The following is a 23807-nucleotide window of genomic DNA, read 5'->3' as shown; positions in this document are numbered from 1 at the left end:
TTCACGGCCTGTGTAAGCGTAATAGGATAGTTAGAACTGCCCTGGAGGGTGCTTAAGTAGAGTTCGACTGAGCCTGTGCTCTCACGGTAGATAACATCACTGGTGTTATCGCCATCAAAATCCAGGACCTTGTACTCATAGATTGTACCGCCACCAGCGTAATTAATAAATTCGGTTCCAGAATCAAGAACTGGGTTCGATGGGTTCATGTCATCCACTGTGACCGCATTGACAAAGAAGAACTCTCGCTCCGCCTGTTTACCTGCAATGCTGCTTGCGTTTCCTGCATTGTCGACAGCCTCAACTGCAAAGCAGTAACTGCGGTGAGGCAAGAGTCCGGAGACCGCGACATAGCTGACGCCGCCTGCTTCGCTCACTGCGCCAATCGTCAAGCCGCTGTTTGCGTTGATGGTTGAGCTATCCTCGGTCACACTCGTTGCAGTGAGTTCACTACAAGCTGAGTACGTGGTGCTGCCGTCATACGGAATCTCAAGTGCCGCAACCTTCACGTTATAGCTTGCAGCTGTTCCTGTTGAACCGTCGTCACCAGAAGCCGTGAAAGCAAGAACTGCCTGGCCAAGTTGGCGGCTACAAGAACCGCCCGCTGAACAGTGGGTTGAACATCCAGCTTCTTCAAATGTTGAAGGGTCACTGGAAGGTGTACCGACACCAGATGGCGTGGTTGATTCACCAATACAGACTGCAAGAGTCACATCAGAAGGCGCTGTGGCATCGATGGTAACCTTGATACGCTCAGAAGCCACGGTTCGTGGATCTTTCGGTGCCGCCGCATTACCAGCAAGGTCCGTAAACGATGCTGCAATCAGTACAACGGTGCCATCTGCCGGTTCCGTAATGGTTAGGTTTGTAAACGTTACCGTACAGGAGCTTGCTGCAGCTGAGCAGCCGCTGGAAGTAGCCGTTGCATTCGTGGTGGTGAGGGCAGCGCCGCTGCTCTCATCGGTTACCGCAAGGGTTACGTCCACGTTTGCCGCAAGACCGTAGAGGTCAAGCTTAATGGCTGTACTCGAACTAAAGCTAAACAGGCCGTCGGAGGCAGAGCCTGCGTCGTGGTCCACGTTCCATGAAGCTGTTCCACCTTGTGTGATGTTCGCAGCAGCACTTAGACTGGCAACCTCGGCCGCACATGATGTGTCGTCGAGGGTTGTGTCCATCGGCACGCTCAAGCCTTTGAGCGAGCAACGGTTGAACTGGAAGCTCGGTGCACCAGTATCTGCCTTCAGGTCAGAATAAGTGGTGGTACCGCAAGCAACCGTGGAGCCGCCCGAGTCACATAGGATGGTAACTGCTAAAGAGAATCCTGCTTCACCAGAGTTGGTGACGGTTGGAATCGTAAAGTCCGTAAAATTCGCGGTGTAGGTGTCATCACCATTGTTGGTAATCGTTCCACCATCACTTGTTACAGAAGCGCCGGCGCCGTTGGTTACAATCTCTACGCCAACCGGAGTATCGCCGCCCACTGTTGGGGTTACGACAAACTCGAGGTCAACAGAGCTTGTATCAACGAGGCTCGCAGCGATTCCAAGGTCACTTACAAGGTCAACGAGGGCTCCTGTTCCCGGAGTAACGAGATAGCCTGCTAGGGTTGTACCCGAGTTGTTGAGCTTCACAAACACTGTATCAGAGCGGCTAACGTTGCCGTTAGGATCTGTGGCCTGCAATCTAAATTCGCGCACAATCCCTGGGTTATGTAACGCATCGCCCGCAAGTGCCGCTAAGTAAGACGTACTGGAGCCCGCATCAGCCGTTGCGGTTAATGTTCCGCTTGTTACGTTTGACCAAAGGCCGCCACTGGTGCGGCTTTGAAGTGCCATGGCCACGGCGCAGCTACCTGCCCCGCTATCACCTTCAAGTGTCGTATCACTGTTGGAGCAACCGCTCAGCGTGTACTGAAGATCTGTACCGACATCGTTACAAGACTCAGCACCGAAGTCGGTAATCAAGTTTGCTGGGCAACCATTGCCCGCGACTGTATCAAAAGCACACTGCAAGTTAGCATTTTGATAGGCGCCGCCTCCCAAATCTTTCAGGTCAGCCAAACAAGCTGAGTTGGTTGCATCGGATGCACAGCTTGACGAAATATCTGCGCCGCCACCGAAAAGAGCCATCGTCAATGCAGCTGGCTTAAAGTCGACCTTCAAGAGTTCTTGACTGAGAGTAACCGTGTTGCCCACGCCGTCAGTAAAGACCACTTCCATTTGCTCTAAACCTTGACGAAGCGGAACTGAAGGACCGCCTCCCGCCGCAGGGCTGAAGACGATTTGTGTGGCAGTATCAGAGACAACTGTTTCAGATTCATAGATTTCGCTCGGGTTAGAAAACCCATCGTTACCAAAGAGCTGAATCGTGGCTTTTGAACCAATCACTGATGTTTCACCCGAGAAGTTCACAACAATGGCATCATCTAGGATGGCCGTCGTAACCGCTTGAATGGCCGCCTGGTCTTGTGGATCTGCGTTTAGGAGCGCTGATACGACCGGGAAATCAGTCCCGGTAAAGACCGCTCCACTCGTCGGTGATGGCACCGCCAAGGCAAGGGCTGCTGGAGTCGCTGTATCCACCGTGAATGTAAGTTCAGGCGATGAATCAGCTTGGTTACCGCTTGAGTCAGACACGGATGCAGTCACCTCGTTGGCACCTTCACTGACGCCAATATTTACCGCCGCTTCAAGCGCATCACCAACCTGTGACAACGTTCCTGTCGCTGAATTACCGCCGTTAGTCACAGTAACCGTTTGCCCGTCCAGGTCACTTGCCAAGCCAACTCGAACTCTTACAGAAGCTGTGTAGTTGCCCGCACTGCCGGAGACTTCATTAAGTCCAGCACTCAGCCGAACCGTACCATCCCCGAGATCATTGTCCACATCGTTGCCGGTTAGATCAATGGCCGAGATTACCGGTACGACACTATCAACAGTAAACCGGTAGAAATCTGAAGCTGTGTTAACCACGGTGCCTGATTCACCGACCTCAGCATGAACCCAATGCTTACCTTCAGGCAAACTCTGAAGAACAAAGTTGGTAAAACCGACACCCACCGAAGTTGCCGTTCCGATGACCACACCTCGCAGAAGCGTATCATCTGAGGAGTCACCCTTTATAAGGGTTGCATCAGTACCCGGAGCTTCGTCTGTACCGGTGACTGGCTCGGATGCACTTGACGGAAAACCCCATCTACAAGGTGTAGCGCCGGGGCTATCAACAACGCTGCTGGCCGTTGAACATAGTGTCACAACAGAGCCCGTCGGAATCGCTGTACCATTGTAAGCTAAATCAATTTGTAGACCTGGAGCCGACGCACTGGTGTTAGCGTCATTGTTATAATTGAAGATTCCGCCCACAGAAACGCCAGTGGCTGTTAGTGACGGGTCGCTTATCAGTGTGTAAAAATTGTAGGTGAACTCAGCGCTCGCGTTGCCTGCAGCATCAGCGGCTGTGATTGACACGGTAAACCCATCAAGAATCGAAAAAGCCTCTGAAAAGGTCAAGCGTCCAAAGCTTGCTCGACCTGCCCCATTAACTGTAGTGCTGATTGTGAATTCAGTCGTTCCGGACAGTGTTGCACCATCCACTTGAATATTATCACGTAACGCAGAGAATGTTTCAGTAGCGTGTGTCAACGTGAGGCTTACGGTAGCCCCCTCACCAAGCCCTGTTGTATCGTAGGTGAAATCGAGATCCAGCAGGTTTCCATTTGCCGGGAATACATCCGCAACCTGACGGATAACGGCAGTTCCAGGCGGCGCCTCGTAAAGAGGACTGATCTGGGTAAAGCCAGGCGCCGTTCGGTCAACGGTAATGCTTTCAGTATCCGCGTCGCTCTCATTACCCGCAGCATCGGTAAGCTTGGCTGAAAAAGTTACATCCTGATCTGCATCCCCAAAGTCAACATTCAGGATACTAACATCATAACGTCCGGCAATCGCCGAAATCACAACGGCACTCGCGAAGCTTGTGCCATCTGATGAGGTCACAGAACTACTCGCCAGGTTATCCAAGGTGTATGTTTTGCTTGAACCATCACCTGAATAATTAGCAGTTAACACAAGGCCAACTTTCTCGAGGCTTTCACCGGTAGCATTCGGATCCACTCGTATGGTTACCGCGTGCTGCAAGCTGCGTGTACATTCACCCAATGCATTTTCCACAGTGTCCAAAAATGAACAACCCACGTAAGCCGGGTCAGAGGAATAAGGAATGGTTACGGATGTCGTTCCGGTACCGTCTACCCAAACTGTTTGTGAAAGAACCGGCGTACTTGGCACCGTATCATCAATATTTACAGTCAGTGGCAAGGTTGCGCTTGCACCACTGGCTGCCACGCATACGACCGAAATCTCCAAAGCACCATCTGGGTAATCACTTGCTGCCAAGTCTATTTGCAATGCATCACCGGAAGACCAAGCTTCATCATCAACAACCAGCGAGCCACCAATAGAGACATCGCAACTCACTGGCGTAACCGGCGAGCCGGCCAGCAAACCGATATTGACACGGTTCAAGGCATCACTTCCGATACTTGAGCCATTTACAGGATAAGTTACTTCAATACTTGGACCGTCACCCTGAGGCACAGTCACACTGATCGTATAAGGGTCACTCGTGTTACCGTAGTCGTCCGTAAAAGTTGCCGTGAGCGTCGCGCTTCCCGCTGAAAGCGGTACCGGGCCAAACACGGTACTTGTGCTGCCTGCATTCACGGCCAGAGAAGTTGTCGAGTCAAAACCTGTACCTGCCGCATCAACGATAAGTGTGATTGTTCCAGCCGCGCTATCTGCTTCAGCAAGGCTGGGCGCGAGGTTTATACTAAACCCGTTGCCTAAATCTCCGTCCAAATCATCATCGATAGTCAACGAAGCACCATCAGCAATCGCTGTGTCACCTGCTCCAACAATGGATACAATCGGAGGAGCTACGTTTCTTTGAGTGAAACCAACGGATGCCGCTTGCTCGTTTGCTTCCGTTCCCAGGTATGAATCGTGACTTGTAACGGCAACGCATACGGGCTGGCCCATCAAGCTGCTAACCGCCGCGCCTTCTTCGTCTACAAGACCCAGAGCGCTGATATCTGCTGATAGGTCAACCACATCAAACACCTTACCTGCAGTTGTTGAAGCAACTTCAGCAGGGGTTAGCGTATTGCGAGCAACCTCTGAACCAGTACATGCCGAGCCTGTTTTCGTGCCTCGGTAAACGGTGTAGCGGACCTGGCGCGTAAAGTCGGCTCCCAATGCCTGAATGCCGACAGGAGCAGCGCCAGTGTTGACGCTCATCACCATTTGGCTTGCGCCCGTGACGGCCGCCGTATCAGATTCGTCAAACGCGCTTGCCGCATCCGAGAAAGAGAGTGCAAGACTCATATCTGGGCGGTCAGTATAAACGACCACTGGTACTGTAATATTTCTAGGTACGTTACAGAAGTCGGTCGCCGTCGTGGTAAGGGTTTGCTGGCCATCGGCCATTGTAACAGCCCAGCTCCAAACATCGGTGCCAGCCGTTACATCAGCTGGAATGGTCACACCATTGGAGCCTGTGAGGACAACGGGCTCTCCCGCAGCATAAACAGCGCCAGGTGTGCCCGTTACGGTCGCAACATATTGAAGTCCCGCATCGAGCGCAGAATCATCGGCATCACGGGATAAAAATTCATTGCTGCTAGGCTGCTGAAAGCCAAAGCCCGCCTGAAAATCCGGCACCACTGGAACCACTTGGATGGTCGTCGTGACAACATCGCTCGTGTTACCGTTAGGGTCTGCGGCTACGTAACTTAGAGAAACATTGTAATCTGGAGCTGAACCCGCTGGTACTTCGACTGTTCCAAAACTAAATGCTGGCTCAGAAGTATCTGCACCAGTGACAGACGTAGAAGCCACGCACGCACCGTCAACACAGGTACCGAGAGCACAGGTGTCTGTGCAAGTACCGAATGTTAACGTAACCGTAGTTCCCGCTTCAGTCGAAGCACCTAAAACGCCGCCCAAAACCATCGCCACACCATCGGTGCCATCTTCACCAGCTGCCGGAGTGTTGCAGCTTGCATCAGCGACCAATAGCCCAGCGCCACTGAGTTGTGGCCGGCTCGCATCAGCAAGCACTGAAGTTGTCGCGCTTAGTGCGTCTACCAAACAATTCAAGCCGTTTTGACCAGAGCCATCAGGCGCCGCAAAACTTATGCTGATTGCATTCGCTGTCACGCCATCGATGCTGGGCAATGAGACTGAGTAAGTCGTTGAACTCTGAGCGTAGGCATTCCCACCAGATGCCGCTATCGTAAATGTTCCAGCAGCAACGCCGCCAATTGAAACTGTTCCAACAGAACCGATTGGAACATTAAGTGCTCCAACAACGATGTCTACATCAAAGCCGGTGTCTCCACTTCGGTCTGAGAGATTTAATACAACATCACCCGTGGTGAGTGCGTTGAAGCTTTTCGAACCATCATCGGCAGTAGCCACCTCGTTAAGAGCCTGAGTACCAATTTGCAAAACAGCCGCTACAGGCGCATCTACACCTGCTTCAAGAGCAACAACATCACGTTCAACGAGTGTCGCGGAGCCTTCGTTGCCAATCGCATCAACGGGTACGTACTCAACGGCCACTGCGCCTGCAGGAGCAGCTACGGAAACAGAACCACTGCCCTGAGCGTCTAAACTTGTTTCAACACGGCAGTATGAACCACCAGCAGAAGTTACGCACGCATCTCCCGCGGTAGCGTTGGATTCGCAAGACGTTGCAACCGCTGGGTCGCATTCTGCGTCTCCAGCATCTCGGTCGAACACACGTACCCAAACCTTGCCGTTTGGTTCTGCCGAATAAGTAATGTTTAGAGAGTTGTTTCCAGCTGCGAAACAACCATCAATACCGAGATTGCTATCTGAGAGGGCAGACATGTCAGGTGCTACCGAGTCGAACCAAAATGGCATGGCCATCGCCCAACCGGACTGCGAACCGTCACTTGAGGTTACCTTCACGGTTAAATTGATGTCGTTTGCCGCCGCGCTCTCGGGCAGAATAATTCCAGTGCCAGCAATCGTGTAGCTACCATCAGCTCCGTCGCCGCCTAAAGTGCCAGCTGCGCCGCTTCCTGTAACGTTTGCGTACTCAGTACTGCCGACGCGTGCCCATTGAAGCTGATAAGTTGAGGTTGCGCCGCAATTGGTTGCGACACTGAAACCGTATTGAAGTCCGTCGTCACCTGAAATATCGGCCGCACTATTCACCTGATTACCGGCCTCTGGCTGAGGATTAAGTCCAAGAGCCACATCGCAAGCCCCCGTATTAACGGTGAACGTGGTCGTATAAGAAGTATTGCCGGTGGTGAGTACCGCGGTATTTTCGCCTTCCTGAACGCCTACTTTGAAAAAGCTCACGATGTCGCTGCTAACAGCACCGCTTTGAGCTTCACCACCGTTGACGGCCAAGGAAACGACAGTATCATCTGCCACACCAACACAGGTCGCGCCAAAATCGATTTCGATTGGGTCGTAGCCGTTGGCGTCATCCCCATTCGGATACAGGTCAGCGGACACAACATTTGTAGTTGTTGGGTAAGTGACGACACATCCATTACCCAGGACGGTCACACTGACTTCCTTGCAGAGCTTACCGGAGCATGCGCTGCTTGCGTCTTCACTCTCAGCCCGTGCGCGCAGCGTGTGCTGACCCGTCGCCAGGGTGTAACCAGTGAAAGTTACGAGGCCTCCCGAAGCGGAAGAAACGACGTTGGAGCCGTCAACACCCACTGTGCTGAGCACAATATTGCCCACGTCACCCACAGCGGCAAGCGTCACAGTCAGACTCGCGTTGCCCTCAGAATCGACTTCTGAAATCAACTCACCCTCAGTGGGCGATACGAAGGAGATGGCTGATTCGCCCTCGACTTGAATATCGCCTGAGCATGTACAACCGCTCGTAAAAGCGAAAGCTGTAAGCAAAGCAGTCATAAGAATTTGTGATATTTGTGGATGTCTTTTCACGAAACGCCCCCCTGGGACCTGGAATCATCGATTACCAGTAGATTTTTATTCAGCAGCGAATGAACGAACTCAACGATATCCTTGCGAGCCACATCATCTGTTGTTTCAAACTCCGAAACAACAGCTTTAACAGCTTCTTCTACCGATGAGCCTGTCTTAAAGTGTTCCCAGAGATAGGTTCCCACGTCGTTCAAGCTCACCATCGAGCTTTGCAACAACACGAAAGCCGTATCATCCAGGGTTCGAGAGGCAACTTTGGGGTTCCACGCATAACATGCGCTCAGCTCCTCATTGCCTTTGGCCTCTTGTACCATCATCAGATTCCCGATCTAGTTTGAACACCGCATCCAGGTATTTCACTGAATTTATGCAGCATTCTTTATTTTCGTCTCTTCAAAGTCTTGGCCGTCAAACCGCACCAAAACTGCTCTGTCATCGACCAGGGTTGAAAGCACTACGGGCCGGCTCCAAATAGCGTACAAATTTACCAGCGTGTCTTTCATATAATCCTGCCGCAAATCGACTGCCTCATACTCATGTTTCAGCAGTAACTCCCCGCGATTTTCAAAGTTACCGTCGACCACACAAATATGGGGTTGCCCGAAGTTTGTGAGCTGGTCAAGCAGCTTGTTTTTAATCGCTTTGTATTCACGTTCCAAAATTTCCCAATTACCTGACTTTTTGTTGAACCCGTAATTGAACATCTTTTGGTCAAATACAAATTCAGGAGTCAAAAACTCATCGATAAACGTAACATCGTTGTAGTGCCTACGCACTTCAAAGATCTTCTCGCGACCTTTTCCAACGCCTGTATTCCATTGTTGCTTCAGCCGCAAATCATCGCAGTCGTTCCATTCCTTACCGAAGCGGCCCTTATTCCAGCGGTCTTCGATGTCTCGAAACAACTCAAGACCCAGTTTGTATGGATTAACGGAACCTGGCTGAACGCCCATCGTGCAGGAATGGGTTTCGGCGTAATCAATGAGTTCGGAGGGCTCGAGGGCTTTTTGAGTCATGATGGTGGTGTGCCAATAACTGGCCCAACCTTCATTCATAATCTTCGTCTGACCCTGTGGCAGAAAGTAATAAGCTTCCTGACGCAGCATCGCCAAAATGTCTCTTTCCCAGTTCTCAAGGGGTGCGTGCTCAAGCATGAAAAGCATCACATCGCGTTCGGGATGCTCAGGGAAATGGCGTTCGCGTTCGCGTTCCTCTTCCATCTTCTTTCGCTGCTCTTGAATGTAGTCGTCGGGATTGATGTAGCCGCGCATGTACTCGCGGTCTGTCTCAAGACGCGGCACTTCAGGCGTCATTGCATCGCGCTCTAATTTCTCATGAGAGTCATTTCGCCGCGTGATATAGGGGGCATGGCGATCGATAAGATTATCGATACTCAAAACCTTATCGATAAAGCCTTCGACTTTTTCAACACCGTAACGGTCGATGTAGCGACGCACCCGGGTACCATGGTTAGCCATGGTGTCCATCATTTTTCGATCCGTATGAGCAAAGGCGAAGTTGTTTTTGAAAAAATCTACGTGACCATAAACATGAGCCATCACGAGCTTCTGGTCCACGACCGCATTGGAGCTCATGAGGTAAGCGTAAGATGGATCATTGTTGATGACGAGTTCATAAATCTTCGACAAGCCGTATTGATAACTCTTTGCCAGCTGCTCGTAATCCATCCCAAATTTCCAGTGCGGATATCGCGTAGGAAAACCACCATATGCGGCGATCATATTCATCTGGTCAAAAGTTACGTATTCGAAAATCGTGTCGAAATAGTCCAGGCCAAATGCTCGCGCATGACCCTCTATTTCAACTCGTAATTTTTCGAGATTTTCTGGAAGTGCCATCTTAGATTATCCTGCTCCTATATACTGCCTTATGCTACTCCGAGCGGAGGCGTAGTTCAAACGCAGTTCGCACGAAATCGTACTCAAAACAAGTCGCATGGCATCTTCTCAAGCATCTGTTATCAGGTGAAATTCATTGCAAAGTACGATAGAGTCTACCTAGATGTTGAATTGCTCCTGAAAGACCACCGCGACTCACGATCAGGTATACATTAAACCCACACATGAGAGCCTCACGAAGCGCCAGCCGAGCCTCATTCCTTGACCGATAGGCCAACAATGTTCACCAATATGTGAAGTGAAGAGAACCCAACAATGCAACAAGAAACCCTAGTCACAATAGCTCGCAAGCGCGCTCAAATATTGGAGGAGATTCGAGCATTTTTTAAGGCAGAAGACTTCATCGAGGTAGATACACCAGTGGTCCTCACCGCCCCTGCTCCAGAGCCGCATATCGAAGCTGCTGAGGTCAAATTAGATTTACCGAAAGGTCAAACAACACGGTATTTACAAACTTCGCCTGAACTGCCGATGAAAAGACTGCTTGCTGCGGGGCTTGAGAAAATCTTTCAAATCGCTCCGGTGTTTCGCCAAGGAGATTTCAGCCCCACCCATCGACCAGAGTTTAGAATGCTGGAATGGTACCGCCGCTCAGCGGGCTGGGAAACTTTACTTGGCGACTGTGAGATGTTGCTGCGCGCCTGCGCCCGCGAGATTCTTGGCAGCACCACGATCAGCTTCGGAAATCACCCAATCGATTTGAGCATGGATTTTCGGCGTATCACCATGAACGAAGCTTTTATCGAGCACGCTGGCTTCGCGATTCTCGACCACCTGGAGCCTCTCTCACTGCAATCCAAACTCGATGAGCTCAAGATCCACCGCCATCCAAGTGATACCTGGGACGACCTTTTCCACCGTGTTTTCCTGGAGAGAGTGGAACCCGCATTGCTAGTAGACCCCTCTCCTCTCTTTCTCACGCATTACCCAGCACCTCTGGCCGCTCTTGCTCGCCGCTTGCCCACTGATTCTAGGGTATCGGAACGGTTCGAGCTTTATATCGCCGGAATTGAGCTTGCGAATGGTTTCGGGGAGCTTACATGCCCCATCGAGCAGCGCAGCCGATTTGAAGCGGACCGAGATTGGAGAGTAAGCCAAGGCATGCATGATTACCCCATGGATGAGCGGTTCTTCGAGGCTTTAGAAAAACTGCCCCCCTCCGCTGGGATTGCCCTCGGCGTCGATCGGCTGATGATGCTCCTCTTAGATGCCCAAAATATTAAAGAAATCAGCATCATTCCCTGGGAACACGCCTGAAAACGGCAAATTTTAGGGTTGCCAACTGAAGTGCGCGCCATTTATAGGCGAGAAATGATAACAGCGATAGAAAATGCCGATCGGCCCCGCAGCCGCCATAGAATTCACGCCAACCCGTTCAGCGTGCCCAAACCTGACCCTATCCCCAACTGGGATAAAACCTTCGGGCGAAAAGCTCCGATTGCCTTGGAAATTGGTTTTGGGATCGGTGGTTTTCTTCTCGACCTAGGTGCTAAGCACCCTGAACTAAACGTGTTAGGCATTGAAATCAGGCAACATTTTGTAAACGGCGTGCTCAAACAAGCAGCCAGCCGCGAGCTCTCAAATGTTCAAGCCATCGTTGCCAACGTCAACCGTGACCTTGATGAACTCCTCGAAGACCAAAGCGTATCCTTTGTTTCGGTGAACTTTCCCGATCCATGGTTCAAGAAGCGCCACCACAAACGACGCGTCATTCAGACCAACTTTCTCGATATTTTGGTCCGAAAAATGGTTCCCGGCGGTGTTTTTCACCTCATGACTGACTTTACCCCGATTGGCGAAGACAGCTTGGAGATTTTCGAAGAGCGCATGGATTTCGAAAACCTTGAGGGACCCGGTAAATTTGCCAGTGAATCCACGACTGGGATCATGAGTGAGCGCGAAGTGACCCATATGCGGCGAGGGGACCCTATTTCTCGGCTTCATTACCTGTACGTGCCCGTAACGGCTTAAAAAAGAGTCGAAGATTTCACCCCAAAAGCTCGCTAGATGCTTGTCGAGTTGATTAGCGAGTGTTAGACAACCTTCATCGATTGGGCGGGGGGCTAAGGTATTCACACCCCGGGCCTGACAAAACGAAGTTTAATTATCCTATTCGGAATCTGGAACTGATGACCACACGAAACAACGAGACAGATGCGTCTGAGCATCTGCAAAAACTTGAAGCTCTCTTTGGCGGCACCACAAGCGTAGCCGCTACAATCAACCGACGACCTGCTGTTCGAGAAGAACGCCAAGTGTTCTCAAACCCGCGTAAATCGCTGGGTAGAGCACCGTCTGAATTTCGGTTACGCCTTGAACGACTCCGTATGGCTCGCAGTGAAGAAGAAATTCAAGTTGCCGCCGACGCATTCCTCGAGCACCACCAATTGCCTGACGATATTGAAATTCTCATCAAAGTGCTTTTGCACCCATGTGAGAAAGTTCTACGAGAAGCGATGGGACAAGTATCCGCCTTGCTGATGCAAGGGCGTCTTAATTCAACTGTATTGGTTGATGACCGCCTGAGTACCATGGCTGAGCGCGTGACCGAGACTTCTACGATCTCGTATATTACGGGTCTGCAGCAGCAGATTGCCAAGTTAAAAAACTAAGTCGTTCAAAATGCCTGCCACCAGGCAACCAGCACAATAAGCCCAGCCAAGCACGCCAATCCCGTTTGGAATAAGTCGGAATCTTTGCGGCCGGACAGCCCATAACCTACCGCTACGCCCGATACAAAGCCTGCAACGTGTGCTCGTACGTTTGACTCAGGGTCAAAGGCAGTAAAGGCCAAGAGACTAAATGCGGCGCCAAAGGTCCGCATTCGCGGCGCTCGTTCGAGTATTGTTTGCGGCAGCCGTAGCCCGTGGCCAGCTGAAAGTCCCAAGAGACCGAATAGCCCGCCCGATGCCCCAATCGACAAAATATTCGGCTCCATCACCGCACTCACGACAAAGCCAAAGACTGCGGTGATAACAAAGCCAAAAAGGGTTGAGCCCGGTCCCAAACGCTCCGCTCCTGCCCATCCTAAAAGCCACAAGAACAGCGCATTACCCAAGAGGTGCTTCATATCGGCATGCAATGTGGCCGCCGTGACCAATCGCCACCACTGACCCTGCGATATAAGCTGGGGGCTCATGACGCCGTGTCGATAAAGCTCGCTGGACTGAACATAAGGGCCAGAAAAATAGAAGAACACCATCATCACCAAGGCCAAAAATGCTCCCAAGGTGAAGGCGGGCCTCAACGCTAACATCGTCTCGTCAAATGATGGCCGCTGCTTTCGTGCTTCACGCTTTAGATAGTCCTCTTGCAATACCTCGCCGATAACAACCGCGGCACGTTCAACGTCGCTGGCGGGAACATCTAAAGTCCACCAACCCTGCTTTTCAGCCCGCGCCCATCTTCCATCGATTCTTTCACTGACAAGGATTCCCTCGCAGAGCTTTTGGAAGGTCGTGCTGCGTGTATTAAGAAAATCCAAGGAGATCTCCGAACATCTTAAAAATTAGCCTCTATTGAGCTAAATCTCGTAAGAATTACATGACAAAACTCATCTTATCAGGCAAACGAATCTAAAGCTTGTACCCGGAGAGCAACATGTCAACTGCGCCAACTCGAGAACTTGAAACATTTCCAAACCCAAACCCAAAACGTGACTATGAAATCCGTTTTGAGTGTCCTGAATTTACATGTGTTTGCCCAAAGACTGGCCAGCCTGATTTCGCGACAATTCGTATTCGGTATACGCCAGACGAAAAATGTGTAGAGCTTAAAAGCCTTAAACTTTATCTTTGGTCATTTCGCGATGAAGGCAATTTTCATGAAGCTGTCACCAACATGATTTTGGATGACTTGGTTGCCGCTACAGATCCTCGGCATATGACCGTCGAAGGTGATTTTTATATCCGTGGCGGAATCACGACCGTTGTTGTGGCAAGCCACTCCAAAGAAGGCTAAGACAAGCGAATGGGTGAAAAACCACTAATCATCGGCTCACGAGGCAGTGACCTTGCACTCTGGCAAGCCAATCATGTCTCAAACCTTATTCAAGTACCGACCCATATCGAGGTCATCAAGACTGCTGGAGATCGGATTCAACACCTCTCTCTCGATAAGGTTGAGGGAAAAGGTTTTTTCACAAAAGAAATTGAAGAAGCGTTGATTCAAAAACGAGTGGATATCGCAGTTCACTCGTTTAAAGACCTTCCCATCGAGGGCCCGCAAGAATTAAAGCTTGGGGCCATTCCGCCGCGCGCGCCAGTTCGCGATGTGGTGATTGTAAAGACCGAGCTCTTTCAGAGCGAGATGCTTTGGGGCCTTAAAAAAGGTGCCCGAGTTGGCACGAGTTCCTTACGCAGAAAAGCACACATGCTTAGCAAGCGACCAGACCTCGAGATGGTTGATATCCGAGGCAACGTGCCTACGCGTCTGCAGAAAGTGCCTAACGCAGAACTCGATGCTGTCATTCTCGCGGAAGCGGGACTCGCAAGATTAGGCTTTATAGACAAGGCCCAAGAGCTTGGACTCACAATGACTGCGGCCGATATCGAGGATATCTGCCCCGCACCAGCTCAAGGTGCACTTGCCATTCAAATTCGCAGCGACGATTCAGTTGCTCAAGCAGCTATTTCCGCACTTCATGATCCGCTCACCGCGAAAGCAGTAGAAACCGAGCGACTCTTACTCGGATACTTTGGCGGAGGTTGCCACCTTCCCCTTGGAGCTTTTGGCTCACACGAAGGTTCTTTGATTTCGCTTCAAGCACTTGTTGCCTCACCCGATGGCAAAGAGCATTTTCGCGCTTTCGCAAAAGGCGAAAAGGCAGATCTTGTAGCGGCCGATGTGCATGCACAGCTTTGCAGCCAAGGCGCCGACCGATACCTCGACTAAAACCAGGAACAAATCATGAATACCAAACGCTCAGAATCCCTGAATCAACGCGCTACTAAACTGATGCCTGGAGGGGTTAACTCTCCGGTGCGGGCATTTGGCTCAGTTGGCGGCTCACCTGTTTTTATCGATCATGCTCAAGGCAGTACCGTCACCGATGTAGACGGTAATGACTACCTTGATTACGTTTGCTCTTGGGGCCCCTTAATTTTGGGGCACGCCCATCCCGCCGTGGTTGCCACCATTCAAGAAGCCGCGGTTAAAGGAACCAGCTTTGGCGCCGCTACCGAGAAAGAAGTCGAATTGGCTGAACGGGTCACGCGCCTTGTTCCCTCTGTTGAAGTCGTTCGATTTGTGAGCTCCGGTACGGAAGCTACGATGAGCGCACTTCGACTCGCGCGAGGTTTTACCGGGCGCGACCGGTGCATCAAGTTCTCAGGTTGTTACCACGGCCATACCGACGCGTTCTTAACAGACGCAGGTTCTGGTGTAGCCACCCTGGGTATACCAGGCTCCGCGGGAGTTCCCGAAGGCACCGCACGCGATACGATAACCCTACCCTACAACGACTTGGAGGCTCTTGATGGTTATATGGCCGAGCATGGCGACGAAGTTGCAGCCATTATTCTAGAGCCCATCGCTTGTAATATGGGCATGGTTAAACCGAATCCCGGATTTTTAGACGGTTTGCGACGTGCGTGCGACCAAGCTGGCGCTCTTTTAATTTTTGATGAAGTCATTACCGGTTTTAGAGTCGCCCTTGGCGGTGCCCAAGAACTCTATGGAGTTAAGCCCGATTTAACGACCTTCGGTAAAATCATCGGAGCGGGGCTTCCGGTTGGTGCATACGGCGGTAGAGCCGACATTATGTCTAAAGTGGCTCCCTTGGGGCCCGTTTATCAGGCCGGTACCCTCTCCGGGAACCCACTGGCCATGGCCGCTGGAATTGCTGCACTCGATGAATTGGCGAAGCCCGGTGTTTACGAGTCACTTGAAGAAAAAGGTGCATACTTGGAGAAGGGTATTTCGACCCTGCTTAAGAAATACGGCCGACCGGGTTTCTTAAATCGTTGCGGTTCTATCTTTTACCTCTGGCTTAGTGAGGGTGCTGAAGCATGCCCCAAAGACTACGCCGACGTTAAACGTGGAAATACGGAACTCTACGGAAGCCTATTTCGAGAACTCTTAAACCGCGGTGTTTACCTAGCGCCCAGTGGTTTTGAGGTTGGATTTATATCCACAGCTCATACCTTCGATGATCTAGATAAGACATTGGAGAAAATGGATGAAGCGTTTACCGCAGCCCTAAGTGGACAAGATTACACGAAGGCTTCGGAATCTCCGAAGCCAATTACGTGCTCGAGCATTACTGGTTGCGTTGACTGTAGGTAGGCGAGAAGAAGCTTAGCCACTAAATGGATTAAAGCTTCTCACTCAAGCGACGGTTAACTTCACGTAGACGAGTAGAGAGTACACGTGCAATGTTAACCACAACCCATGTAAATCCGTTACGGTAGTTACGCGCGAATACGTGTAGATTTTCGTTTGTCAGCTGAAGGAGTTTTGCACCTTCGTTCGCTCGGACAGTCGCACTACGATATTCTTTATCGATCAAAGACATTTCACCGAAAAACTGAGGCGCCTGCAAAACCGCGATGGGCTGTAATTCACCCGCTGGGTTTTTACGCAAAACCTCTACACTACCTTCAGCAATAACATACATAGAATCGCCAACGTTGCCCTCGTCAAAGACGACTTCACCAGCTGAATATGTTTTGAAAGTAAATAAATCGGCGAGCATGGTTAGCTCAGTGGTCAACAAGTTATCGAAAAGCGGCGATTCTGCCAGAATAGCTCGTTTTGCTTGCGTTTCCATTTCTCAAAAACCCCCGATGCAATATTTGTTTATTACGCTGTCTTCCAAGCGCTCTAGCATCCTGCGTTCGTTAAAAACTATTAGGCGGCTCGTCCTTCAATAAAGAAAGAGTTCAACCGCGGATCCTCATCGTTTAATTCTTCGTCTGGTACAGGCTCGATAAAATCGAGGCCCTTGTCCCGCTCGATCTGATAGACCTTCAATGCCTTAATCTGGATATTGAAGTGACTTTGTTCATCAATCAGCGGGATGCAAAGTGCTGCATGAACATCATCTGTGTTTGGCCAGAACAGAAACTCGTCTACAACTGTGCAGTCAAAATTCTTCTTAGCATCATCAAGGTGACGCGTTCTATCAGCCCGTACACTTCCAAGCCGCTCATCTGTTTTAGAGATTTTGTCGCTAATTGCTGAGACTTCCTTGCGAATTTCATCCGCCTGTCCGAAGTAAGACTCTGCCTTGGAATGGATACGTCGTCCCTGGTAGGAGAATTCTGAACGAGCCATGTTTGCTTTAAAAGCATTGCTCCAGGTTTCTTCTACCTGATTCCAGAGTTCTTCACGAAGCTTCGTTTGTTCGTCAAACTTTCCTCGTGCAACGTCGGCTTGCTTTCCAAGCGTTGCTATCTCATCGCCCAGCTCTCTTAACTTAGAGTCAGACTGAGTCGATTCTCGACCAGACTGTGCTTCAAGTGTTGCCCGACGCTCTGAAGCATCTTGACGACGATCTTCAAGAACCTTTTCGATTCCATGAAGCTCGATTCGAGCTTGTTCCTCATCGCGGCTTTTGTCTTCAAAGTCGCTTAGAAGTTGAAAAGAATCGTTCTCGATTTCTGCATATTTAGCTTCAGAACGCGCAGACTGATCTTCGTAATCGCCTGCTTTAAATAGCGTTTCATCTGCGAAGTTTTGCAAACTATCAGCCCGAAATTTGGCCATAGTTAAGTCTAGATCAAGCTTCTCGCGCTTGTCTTCCAATCCATGCAATTCCTCAGAAATTTCGGAATGCTTCTTGTGCCAGGCCAAAAACTCAGATGACCTAACTAAATCTCGTAATGAATGAACTCGATGTGATCTCACCGCGAAACCCCTCCGTTCAGCAATGAACTGTAATTAACCCTGAGACGCAAAGATAAACGATGTAACGAAAGACACTTCACCATCATCTGGTGCAGGGAATCGCCAGCGCTTAACGCGACTCTTAATACAGCTTGTAAGTTCTCGTGAGCCAACCGAATCATCGGTAATGACCACTTCAGAGACTTTACCCTTTTCACTGATAACAACTTCAATCTCAATTTTACCGGCTAGGCCGTCGTCTCGCTTGAGTTGCTTCTCGTAACAAGCCTGAATAGCCTTCTGACCACGCTTGACCACCTTAGTGATTTTGCCTGGGTCAAGTGAGCCATCCGCTTCGACACCGGAAAACTTGGCACTTGCGACACGTCGCTTCTTCTTGGTTCCCGCGCCGACTTTACCGCCGCCTTTGGTTGCCAAGCCGCCAATACTTGCAGCTTCACCGGTTCCGCCGCCTCGCTTGGTTCGTTCTCCACCAGCAGTTGCAACGCCTACCCCAGAAACGCCTTCAAATGCCGAATCGAGGTCACCGCCGACTCCACCTTCTGCAAGGACGTTCGCAACAGCACTTCCCGAGCCTGTTTTCGAACCGAGAATGGCGAGAATACCTTTACCAGCTAGAGCTTCACGAGCCTTTGCTTTACGCTGAGCCTGAGCTTTGGCCTCTTGCTTATCAGCAGGTGGCTCACGCTCCTTTTTCTCTTTTGGCTTGTCTTCTTCAGCTTTGGCAGTCTTTTTCTTGCTTTTGTCGTCCTTAGGACCTTTTTTATCGTCTTTTTTCTTCTTTGGCTTAGGCTTATCTTTAGGCTTGTCTGGAATAATAAGCTCAGCAAACCGGCTTTCGGTTTCCATCAAACTTACGACTTCAGGCTGCGGGGCATTGACCGCATAAAGCGTAATAGCTCCGTGCAGGATTAAAGACGCCACCAAAATCCCGGCAAACGCCCAGTCCATTTGCTGTGCAATGGTTCCTTTGGCTGCGGGTGGTAACCTTGGCGCCGGTGGCGCAGGTGGTGGGACGACAAACTGAAAGATTACGGTGATATCACCGATAACAACCTTTCCGCGGTGCTTGTCGTTCAAGGGTAACGTGTACTGGTTACCCTTTTTCTTCAACAAACCCTGTGCTTTCAGAGTCTGCATATCAACAGGATTCGCCGTACCGTCGATCGAGATCTGACCCTTCATTCCCTCATCGAGGACGAGTTCATAATAACCCGCCTTCGTGGAAAAAAGAGTATGACTCGCCGGTAGTCCAGCATCACTGATTGAAAAAGTATTCCGGGCTGCCTGGCCAAGAGAGAGCGCTTCACGCTCTTCGAGTCGTTTTTCTTCAATGACTCGTCCGCGCTGTACCACGCAGGCTCTCAGGACTTTTTGACTTCCCGCTTGCATATTATTGGACATCAATTTCCCCCCCTGCTGAAGGGCTAATCTCTAAAAATAGAGTTGTAGCCCAACCCAGAGCTTGATGCTAGATTTATTATAATCAGCTGCTGCCCTTGACCACGAGGAACTTGAATTTATTAAATTCAGCTTGTCCCGCCGTGTACATGACTTGGCTTAGTAATTTAAATGGAACCTGACGGTCAGAGATAATCGTTACGATTCCCGAGAATTGAGCGTTGGAGTTGAAACTCGCAACTTGCTTCTGGTGCTCTACAGCCTCCTGAAGCTTCTCGAATAATCGGTCGATTCGATAACCGTTGTCACTTGCTTGTGACTCGTCAACTTTACCCTGTGAGATGGTCAATACGTTTGCATCGTCCACCAGGATGTTATTGAGGGTTACCGTAACCGTCGCAGATTGGTCTGGCTTGAGCTGTGCCGATGAAAACGGCGGCTTTAAGTCAGGTGCCTGCTTGAGCTGAACCGGGTCAGCCGAATAACTCTTGAGAAGGAAGACCAAGATAATGGTCATAATATCCATCAAGGAGTTGATGTTCGGTGACATATCCTCGTCTTCAGCACGTTTCTTACGTCGCCGTGGTGGCTCGTAATCATCGGGCTGAACAAAGGCTGACGGATCAGGAAGGTCGTTAATACCTTCTGGAATCTGTTCTTGTGCTTCACTCATCGATTTTTATCCTCTTAGCAAAGTAATACTAAACCACTGACTCAACCGAGTCCGGGGCTAAGAACCACTTCAGGAAAAAGTTCGCGGCGTTCTTCACCCTCGACTTTAATATCGCGGGTTCTATCCATCACGTCTGTAATTGATTCGAACTCTACATCGGGCTCAGCCGCGATGATGACTTTCTTCTCTTCCGGAAACGCGTCTTTGATCCCTACAAGCATCGTGCTGAGCTTGGCAGTGTCGTAGACCTTGTACATACGAACATCGCTGTCCGTAGTGCACTTTTCCCGTGATCGGTTAACCGAGCGCGGTGGTGGCCACATTCCAACATACTTTCCACAACTAACCTTTTGTTCGATCAGTGGGATAGTTGGCCCAGATGCTTCTTCACCTTCAGCAGAAGGAGCAACACCCGGTAGAACACCGTTAGCACCAGCGAGAATATAACCCTTGTCTGTAATCGTAACAGTCAGGTTTAGCGGTGGCTTGTCTGGCTTATCTTTCTTTTCCTCTTCCGTATTCGGAGAGTTACCGATTGCCGGTGCCGCCACGTTGATGACCGCGATTTCAACAAAGACCATCGAAATCAATAGACATGGAATCAAAATCGAAATTAGACCCATCATTGGACCCAAATCGGGTTCCATGCTGGCTTCATCGAAATTCCGTCTTTCAGAGGGCTTGCGTGCTGCCATCTGTTTAACCTCTCGAGCGTAAGTGGGGTGCCTCCGAGGAGGCACCCTTTTTAAAACAGTCTATAATGACTGAATTTTCTATCTCTACGTAACTACTTGATTAGCGGTCTAGGGGGCTTTGAGCACCCTTACCACGTGATACAAGTAGGTTCTGAAGCTTGACCGAGTACTGGTCAATTTCATCAATGATCTTCTTAACAGTGTTGTTAAGGAAGACGTATGCCGCAATTGTTGGAATCGCTACGATTAGACCGAAAGCAGTCGTGTTCATCGCAATCGCAATCGCTGCGGTCAACATTGTTGTTTTCTGATCTGGTGGAGCTTTTGCAACAGCGTCAAATGCTTCGATAAGACCCATAATTGTACCGAGAAGTCCGAGCATCGTGGCAACGTTAGAAACGGCCTGTAGCGTTGGTGTACGCTTGGTGATGTTCGGGATAACTTCCAAAGAAGCTTCCTCGATAGCATTTGCAATTTCAATCTCACCCTTGTTTGCACGGGTAAGACCTGCCTTGATTACCTTTGGCAATGCAGCCGAAGGAGCAGCATTACAAAGCTTAATGGCGCGATCGATGTTGTTAGCCATAACTAACTTCTGAATCTGAGCCATAAATTGATTAGCATTGATGTTGTACTTGAAAAACAAGAAGATTACGCGTTCAACCATAATCGCAACACCAAAAACGGACGTAATCGCGATGGGCCACATAAATGCTCCACCGTCGACAAAAAATTTAGCTGCACCTGCCAGCATGATGAGATTCCTCCTTGGAAGGTTTCCGCGACTAAGGGAGCCGCGCCCCGTAAATTAAGTTAAAATGGCTTGTTATCGATAGACTTTATGATTTTCGGTATAAAGCTTTTTTTCAATTCCAAACCTTCGAAGTTCAAGTTTTGTCTTGGCAAAATATAAAAAGCTTGAGGCTTTTGTATACGTCCCTCGACCTTAATGGCTTCCAACCTGATGACTTTTCGACCTTGTGCCGATGCCATGCTTGAAAGCCCCATCATCATAAAAATCACGGTGAATATAAACGCGAGCTTTGGCATAGTTGCAAGCAATTTATTAACCCTTTTCATGATATCCCCCAGTACTTTTTGTTGCCGTTGGGCCGCGACGCCAAGCACTGTTTGAAGAGGGGCAAGTTTGCCCTTAGCGGTGTCGCAAGGTCAACGGTTGTAAGTCGTTTTTTTCTGTATTTCCGAACAAAAGTTTCTGATGATCTCATAAAAACACTGACGCCCTGCGCTATTTTAGCCCTGGTTTCCGGTTTCCGAGCCCTCATCAGCCCCATCTTCTTTGTTTTCTTGGTTAGCTTCGCTTTGATCGCCTTCAGGAGCGCCTTCACCTTCAGGAGCGCCTTCGCCTTCAGTGCCTGGTGCAGGTAGGCCCGCTGCTTCGGCTTCAGCCGCCGCTTCTGCGGCCTCAGCTTCTGCCTTGAGACGTGCTTTCTCCGCCTTCTTGCGTTTGCGTTCTTCGCGCTTGAGACGCCTCGCATCACGCTTTTGCTCTTTGACGATCTCTTTTTCGGCTGTCGCCAAGTAACCAGCGATCACTTCATCTTCTTCTTTAGTAACGGTGACTTTTGTCTTGTAGTCGTTTAGATTCTTGATGGCCTTTTCGAAGCGCTGGATAACACCATGGTCGGGCATCTCATTATCGATGTACAAAATCCCGATATTATAGATGGCTCCATGAAGTTCAGGGTTGAGCTCTAACGCCTTCAGATAAGACTTCTCCGCTTCAACATACTTCATGTCGTTTCGCAGGGCTGTTCCCAGATTCAATTGGTACTCGGCACGTGTTGGCTCTAACTCTGCTGCCTTGCTGAAAGATTCGACTGCACCGCGAAAGGCTCCCAGCTCGTTTTGTAATACACCAAGGTTATTTCGAAATGCTGCGATATTCGGGCCTGCCGCCACCGCATTCTCAAAGGAAAGATTAGCGGCACGTACATTTTCGAGGTCGAGCATGACCAGCCCAAGTTCATTATGAGCAGTAGCCAACAAAGGATCGATCTCCACCGCTTGCCTTAGGGCTGTTTGACTCAGTTCGACCTTTCCTTGTCTCCGATACACCATCCCAAGAGCTTCCATAGCTTCTGCATTACGCTCATCAGCTCGTAAGGCGGCAATTGCGTAGTTGTGAGCATCGTCTAGGTTACCTTGGCGAACCCTGAGGCGAGCTAGACCGGTAGCCGCCATCGTGGATTCTTTGGTTTTCTTCCAGGCTTTAGTCAGCAGTTCGTCGGCCTTTTGCAAATCGCCGCGTTTTTCGGCGATGGTCGCGAGCGCTGCCGCTGCCCGGGTAAAATCCGGATTCTTTTCTAAGATTGCTTGGTAGATAGGCTCAGCTTCTTGCGACTTGGCCATAGACTCCAAAAGAGCAGCTTTGTTGAAAAGCGTTATTGGATCTTCGGGTTTAAGTACCAAGACCTCATCGAAACGTGCCAATGCGGCTGCTCGGTCACTGGCAACCAATACCAGCCCACGATCAAAGATAGCAGGTGTTGGATCCTCAGCAGTAACCGGTGCATCTTCTACTACTGGTGCATTTTCCGCGGGCGCTGCTTCAGGAGCGGCGTCGGTAGTATTGTCGACTTCGGGTGTAATGGTTTCAGCTGCCGGCTCGGCGGTTGCTTCCGATGGCTCTGCAGCCTCAACGACGACGTCGGGGCCAGCGGCGACCTCTTCTGGCGCGGAAACCTCAGGCTCTGCAACGCTTTCCTCAACCGGTTCCGGTGGCGCAACTTCTGGGGCCTCAGGCTTAGGACCACAAGCGGTCATCAAAGCTAAACCTACCAACCAACTAGTATGGCGCCGCATTACTCTTCTCCCTCAGGTTGAGACTCTTCGGTTTCTTCACCATCGGTCTCAGAGCTAGCCTCTTTATCGGATTCTGCTTCATCGGGTGACTCTTTAGATTCCTTCTTCGAATCTTTAGTGTCTACCTCGCCTTTTTTAGCCTTGTCCTTGTCGGAAGATTCCTCGGGAGCGGGCGCAGGAGCGGTGACTGCACCCTCTGGAGCAGCGGCTTCAGGAGCAGTGGCTTCGCCTTCGGCCGCAGCTTCAGGAGCAGTGGCTTCGCCTTCGGGAGCGGCTTCAGGGGCAGTGGCTTCACCTTCGGGAGCGGCTTCAGGAGCAGTGGCTTCACCTTCGGGAGCGGCTTCAGGAGCAGTGGCTTCGCCTTCGGGAGCGGCTTCAGGAGCAGTGGTTTCGCCTTCGGGAGCGGCTTCAGGAGCAGTGGCTTCGCCTTCAGGAGCGGCTTCAGGGG

Annotated in this window: 19 protein-coding genes; 6 read left to right on the top strand and 13 right to left on the bottom strand. The window is 50.4% G+C overall.

The window, feature by feature from the left end; all coding sequences use genetic code 11:
- From HOK28_04525 to HOK28_04515, 3 genes are all read right to left on the bottom strand, one after another.
- Positions 1-7997 (bottom strand): hypothetical protein (locus tag HOK28_04525; GenBank protein ID MBT6432333.1); only part of this gene is annotated, 7997 nt, incomplete at its 3' end.
- Positions 7994-8314 carry a PqqD family protein gene (locus HOK28_04520; protein MBT6432332.1) on the bottom strand — a complete coding sequence of 107 codons (321 nt, stop codon included), beginning with the start codon at positions 8312-8314 and terminating at the stop codon, positions 7994-7996. The genes HOK28_04520 and HOK28_04525, both read right to left, overlap by 4 nt.
- A gap of 48 nt (positions 8315-8362) precedes the next feature.
- Positions 8363-9856, bottom strand: coding sequence for a SpoVR family protein (locus tag HOK28_04515; GenBank protein ID MBT6432331.1), 1494 nt, complete (start codon positions 9854-9856; stop codon positions 8363-8365).
- Between the two features lie 315 nt (positions 9857-10171).
- Here HOK28_04515 and genX point away from each other — a divergent pair, with 315 nt between their 5' ends.
- From genX to HOK28_04500, 3 genes are all read left to right on the top strand, one after another.
- The gene (gene genX, locus HOK28_04510; GenBank protein ID MBT6432330.1) at positions 10172-11173 is read left to right on the top strand and encodes an EF-P lysine aminoacylase GenX; all 1002 of its coding nucleotides are present in this window, start codon (positions 10172-10174) and stop codon (positions 11171-11173) included.
- A gap of 54 nt (positions 11174-11227) precedes the next feature.
- Positions 11228-11887: a tRNA (guanosine(46)-N7)-methyltransferase TrmB gene (trmB, locus tag HOK28_04505; protein MBT6432329.1), complete on the top strand. Its 660-nt coding sequence runs from the start codon at positions 11228-11230 to the stop codon at positions 11885-11887.
- A 158-nt stretch (positions 11888-12045) separates the two neighbouring features.
- Positions 12046-12528 (top strand): hypothetical protein, encoded by a 483-nt coding sequence (locus HOK28_04500; GenBank protein ID MBT6432328.1) that lies wholly within the window; start codon positions 12046-12048, stop codon positions 12526-12528.
- Between the two features lie 5 nt (positions 12529-12533).
- On the opposite strand, the gene HOK28_04495 is transcribed toward HOK28_04500, so the two are convergent.
- Positions 12534-13400, bottom strand: coding sequence for a rhomboid family intramembrane serine protease (locus HOK28_04495; protein ID MBT6432327.1), 867 nt, complete (start codon positions 13398-13400; stop codon positions 12534-12536).
- A gap of 116 nt (positions 13401-13516) precedes the next feature.
- Between HOK28_04495 and queF the strand changes: the two genes are divergently transcribed.
- The 3 genes from queF to hemL are packed head-to-tail and all read left to right on the top strand — an operon-like array spanning position 13517 to position 16201.
- Positions 13517-13876 carry an NADPH-dependent 7-cyano-7-deazaguanine reductase QueF gene (gene queF / locus HOK28_04490; protein MBT6432326.1) on the top strand — a complete coding sequence of 120 codons (360 nt, stop codon included), beginning with the start codon at positions 13517-13519 and terminating at the stop codon, positions 13874-13876.
- 9 nt (positions 13877-13885) lie between these two features.
- On the top strand, positions 13886-14809 hold the full coding sequence (gene hemC / locus HOK28_04485) for a hydroxymethylbilane synthase (GenBank protein ID MBT6432325.1): 924 nt from the start codon (positions 13886-13888) through the stop codon (positions 14807-14809).
- A gap of 15 nt (positions 14810-14824) precedes the next feature.
- Complete coding sequence (hemL, locus tag HOK28_04480) at positions 14825-16201, top strand: glutamate-1-semialdehyde 2,1-aminomutase (GenBank protein ID MBT6432324.1); 1377 nt, start codon at positions 14825-14827, stop codon at positions 16199-16201.
- Positions 16202-16229: 28 nt separating this feature from the next.
- Here hemL and HOK28_04475 read toward each other — a convergent pair whose 3' ends face one another.
- From HOK28_04475 to HOK28_04435, 9 genes are all read right to left on the bottom strand, one after another.
- On the bottom strand, positions 16230-16685 hold the full coding sequence (locus HOK28_04475) for a cyclic nucleotide-binding domain-containing protein (GenBank protein ID MBT6432323.1): 456 nt from the start codon (positions 16683-16685) through the stop codon (positions 16230-16232).
- Positions 16686-16765: 80 nt separating this feature from the next.
- Positions 16766-17764: a hypothetical protein gene (locus HOK28_04470; GenBank protein ID MBT6432322.1), complete on the bottom strand. Its 999-nt coding sequence runs from the start codon at positions 17762-17764 to the stop codon at positions 16766-16768.
- A gap of 33 nt (positions 17765-17797) precedes the next feature.
- Complete coding sequence (locus HOK28_04465) at positions 17798-19168, bottom strand: AgmX/PglI C-terminal domain-containing protein (GenBank protein ID MBT6432321.1); 1371 nt, start codon at positions 19166-19168, stop codon at positions 17798-17800.
- A gap of 82 nt (positions 19169-19250) precedes the next feature.
- Complete coding sequence (locus HOK28_04460) at positions 19251-19838, bottom strand: hypothetical protein (GenBank protein ID MBT6432320.1); 588 nt, start codon at positions 19836-19838, stop codon at positions 19251-19253.
- A 41-nt stretch (positions 19839-19879) separates the two neighbouring features.
- Positions 19880-20533, bottom strand: a complete 654-nt coding sequence (locus HOK28_04455) for a hypothetical protein (protein ID MBT6432319.1) — start codon at positions 20531-20533, stop codon at positions 19880-19882.
- A 100-nt stretch (positions 20534-20633) separates the two neighbouring features.
- Positions 20634-21287: a MotA/TolQ/ExbB proton channel family protein gene (locus tag HOK28_04450; protein MBT6432318.1), complete on the bottom strand. Its 654-nt coding sequence runs from the start codon at positions 21285-21287 to the stop codon at positions 20634-20636.
- A 59-nt stretch (positions 21288-21346) separates the two neighbouring features.
- The gene (locus HOK28_04445; GenBank protein ID MBT6432317.1) at positions 21347-21583 is read right to left on the bottom strand and encodes a hypothetical protein; all 237 of its coding nucleotides are present in this window, start codon (positions 21581-21583) and stop codon (positions 21347-21349) included.
- A gap of 204 nt (positions 21584-21787) precedes the next feature.
- Positions 21788-23359, bottom strand: a complete 1572-nt coding sequence (locus tag HOK28_04440; GenBank protein MBT6432316.1) for a tetratricopeptide repeat protein — start codon at positions 23357-23359, stop codon at positions 21788-21790.
- On the bottom strand, positions 23359-23807 hold a 449-nt coding region (locus tag HOK28_04435), incomplete at its 5' end, for a Toxic cation resistance protein (GenBank protein MBT6432315.1). The genes HOK28_04435 and HOK28_04440, both read right to left, overlap by 1 nt.

The sequence above is a fragment of the Deltaproteobacteria bacterium genome (genome assembly GCA_018668695.1).
Taxonomy (GTDB): Bacteria; Myxococcota; XYA12-FULL-58-9; order XYA12-FULL-58-9; family JABJBS01; genus JABJBS01.
The sequence above is the reverse complement of the archived record's forward strand: the minus strand, read 5'-3'. Positions and strand labels throughout refer to the sequence as shown.

What these genes read in the sequence shown, in the direction of transcription:
- HOK28_04500 (MBT6432328.1), top strand. Translation starts at nt 12,046, where the DNA reads ATGACCACACGAAACAACGAGACAGATGCGTCTGAGCATCTGCAAAAA.
- hemL (MBT6432324.1), top strand. Translation starts at nt 14,825, where the DNA reads ATGAATACCAAACGCTCAGAATCCCTGAATCAACGCGCTACTAAACTG.
- hemC (MBT6432325.1), top strand. Translation starts at nt 13,886, where the DNA reads ATGGGTGAAAAACCACTAATCATCGGCTCACGAGGCAGTGACCTTGCA.
- HOK28_04450 (MBT6432318.1), bottom strand. Translation starts at nt 21,287, where the DNA reads ATGCTGGCAGGTGCAGCTAAATTTTTTGTCGACGGTGGAGCATTTATG.
- trmB (MBT6432329.1), top strand. Translation starts at nt 11,228, where the DNA reads ATGATAACAGCGATAGAAAATGCCGATCGGCCCCGCAGCCGCCATAGA.
- HOK28_04475 (MBT6432323.1), bottom strand. Translation starts at nt 16,685, where the DNA reads ATGGAAACGCAAGCAAAACGAGCTATTCTGGCAGAATCGCCGCTTTTC.
- HOK28_04460 (MBT6432320.1), bottom strand. Translation starts at nt 19,838, where the DNA reads ATGAGTGAAGCACAAGAACAGATTCCAGAAGGTATTAACGACCTTCCT.
- HOK28_04520 (MBT6432332.1), bottom strand. Translation starts at nt 8,314, where the DNA reads ATGATGGTACAAGAGGCCAAAGGCAATGAGGAGCTGAGCGCATGTTAT.
- queF (MBT6432326.1), top strand. Translation starts at nt 13,517, where the DNA reads ATGTCAACTGCGCCAACTCGAGAACTTGAAACATTTCCAAACCCAAAC.
- HOK28_04515 (MBT6432331.1), bottom strand. Translation starts at nt 9,856, where the DNA reads ATGGCACTTCCAGAAAATCTCGAAAAATTACGAGTTGAAATAGAGGGT.
- HOK28_04445 (MBT6432317.1), bottom strand. Translation starts at nt 21,583, where the DNA reads ATGCCAAAGCTCGCGTTTATATTCACCGTGATTTTTATGATGATGGGG.
- HOK28_04465 (MBT6432321.1), bottom strand. Translation starts at nt 19,168, where the DNA reads ATGTCCAATAATATGCAAGCGGGAAGTCAAAAAGTCCTGAGAGCCTGC.
- HOK28_04440 (MBT6432316.1), bottom strand. Translation starts at nt 23,359, where the DNA reads ATGCGGCGCCATACTAGTTGGTTGGTAGGTTTAGCTTTGATGACCGCT.
- HOK28_04455 (MBT6432319.1), bottom strand. Translation starts at nt 20,533, where the DNA reads ATGGCAGCACGCAAGCCCTCTGAAAGACGGAATTTCGATGAAGCCAGC.
- genX (MBT6432330.1), top strand. Translation starts at nt 10,172, where the DNA reads ATGCAACAAGAAACCCTAGTCACAATAGCTCGCAAGCGCGCTCAAATA.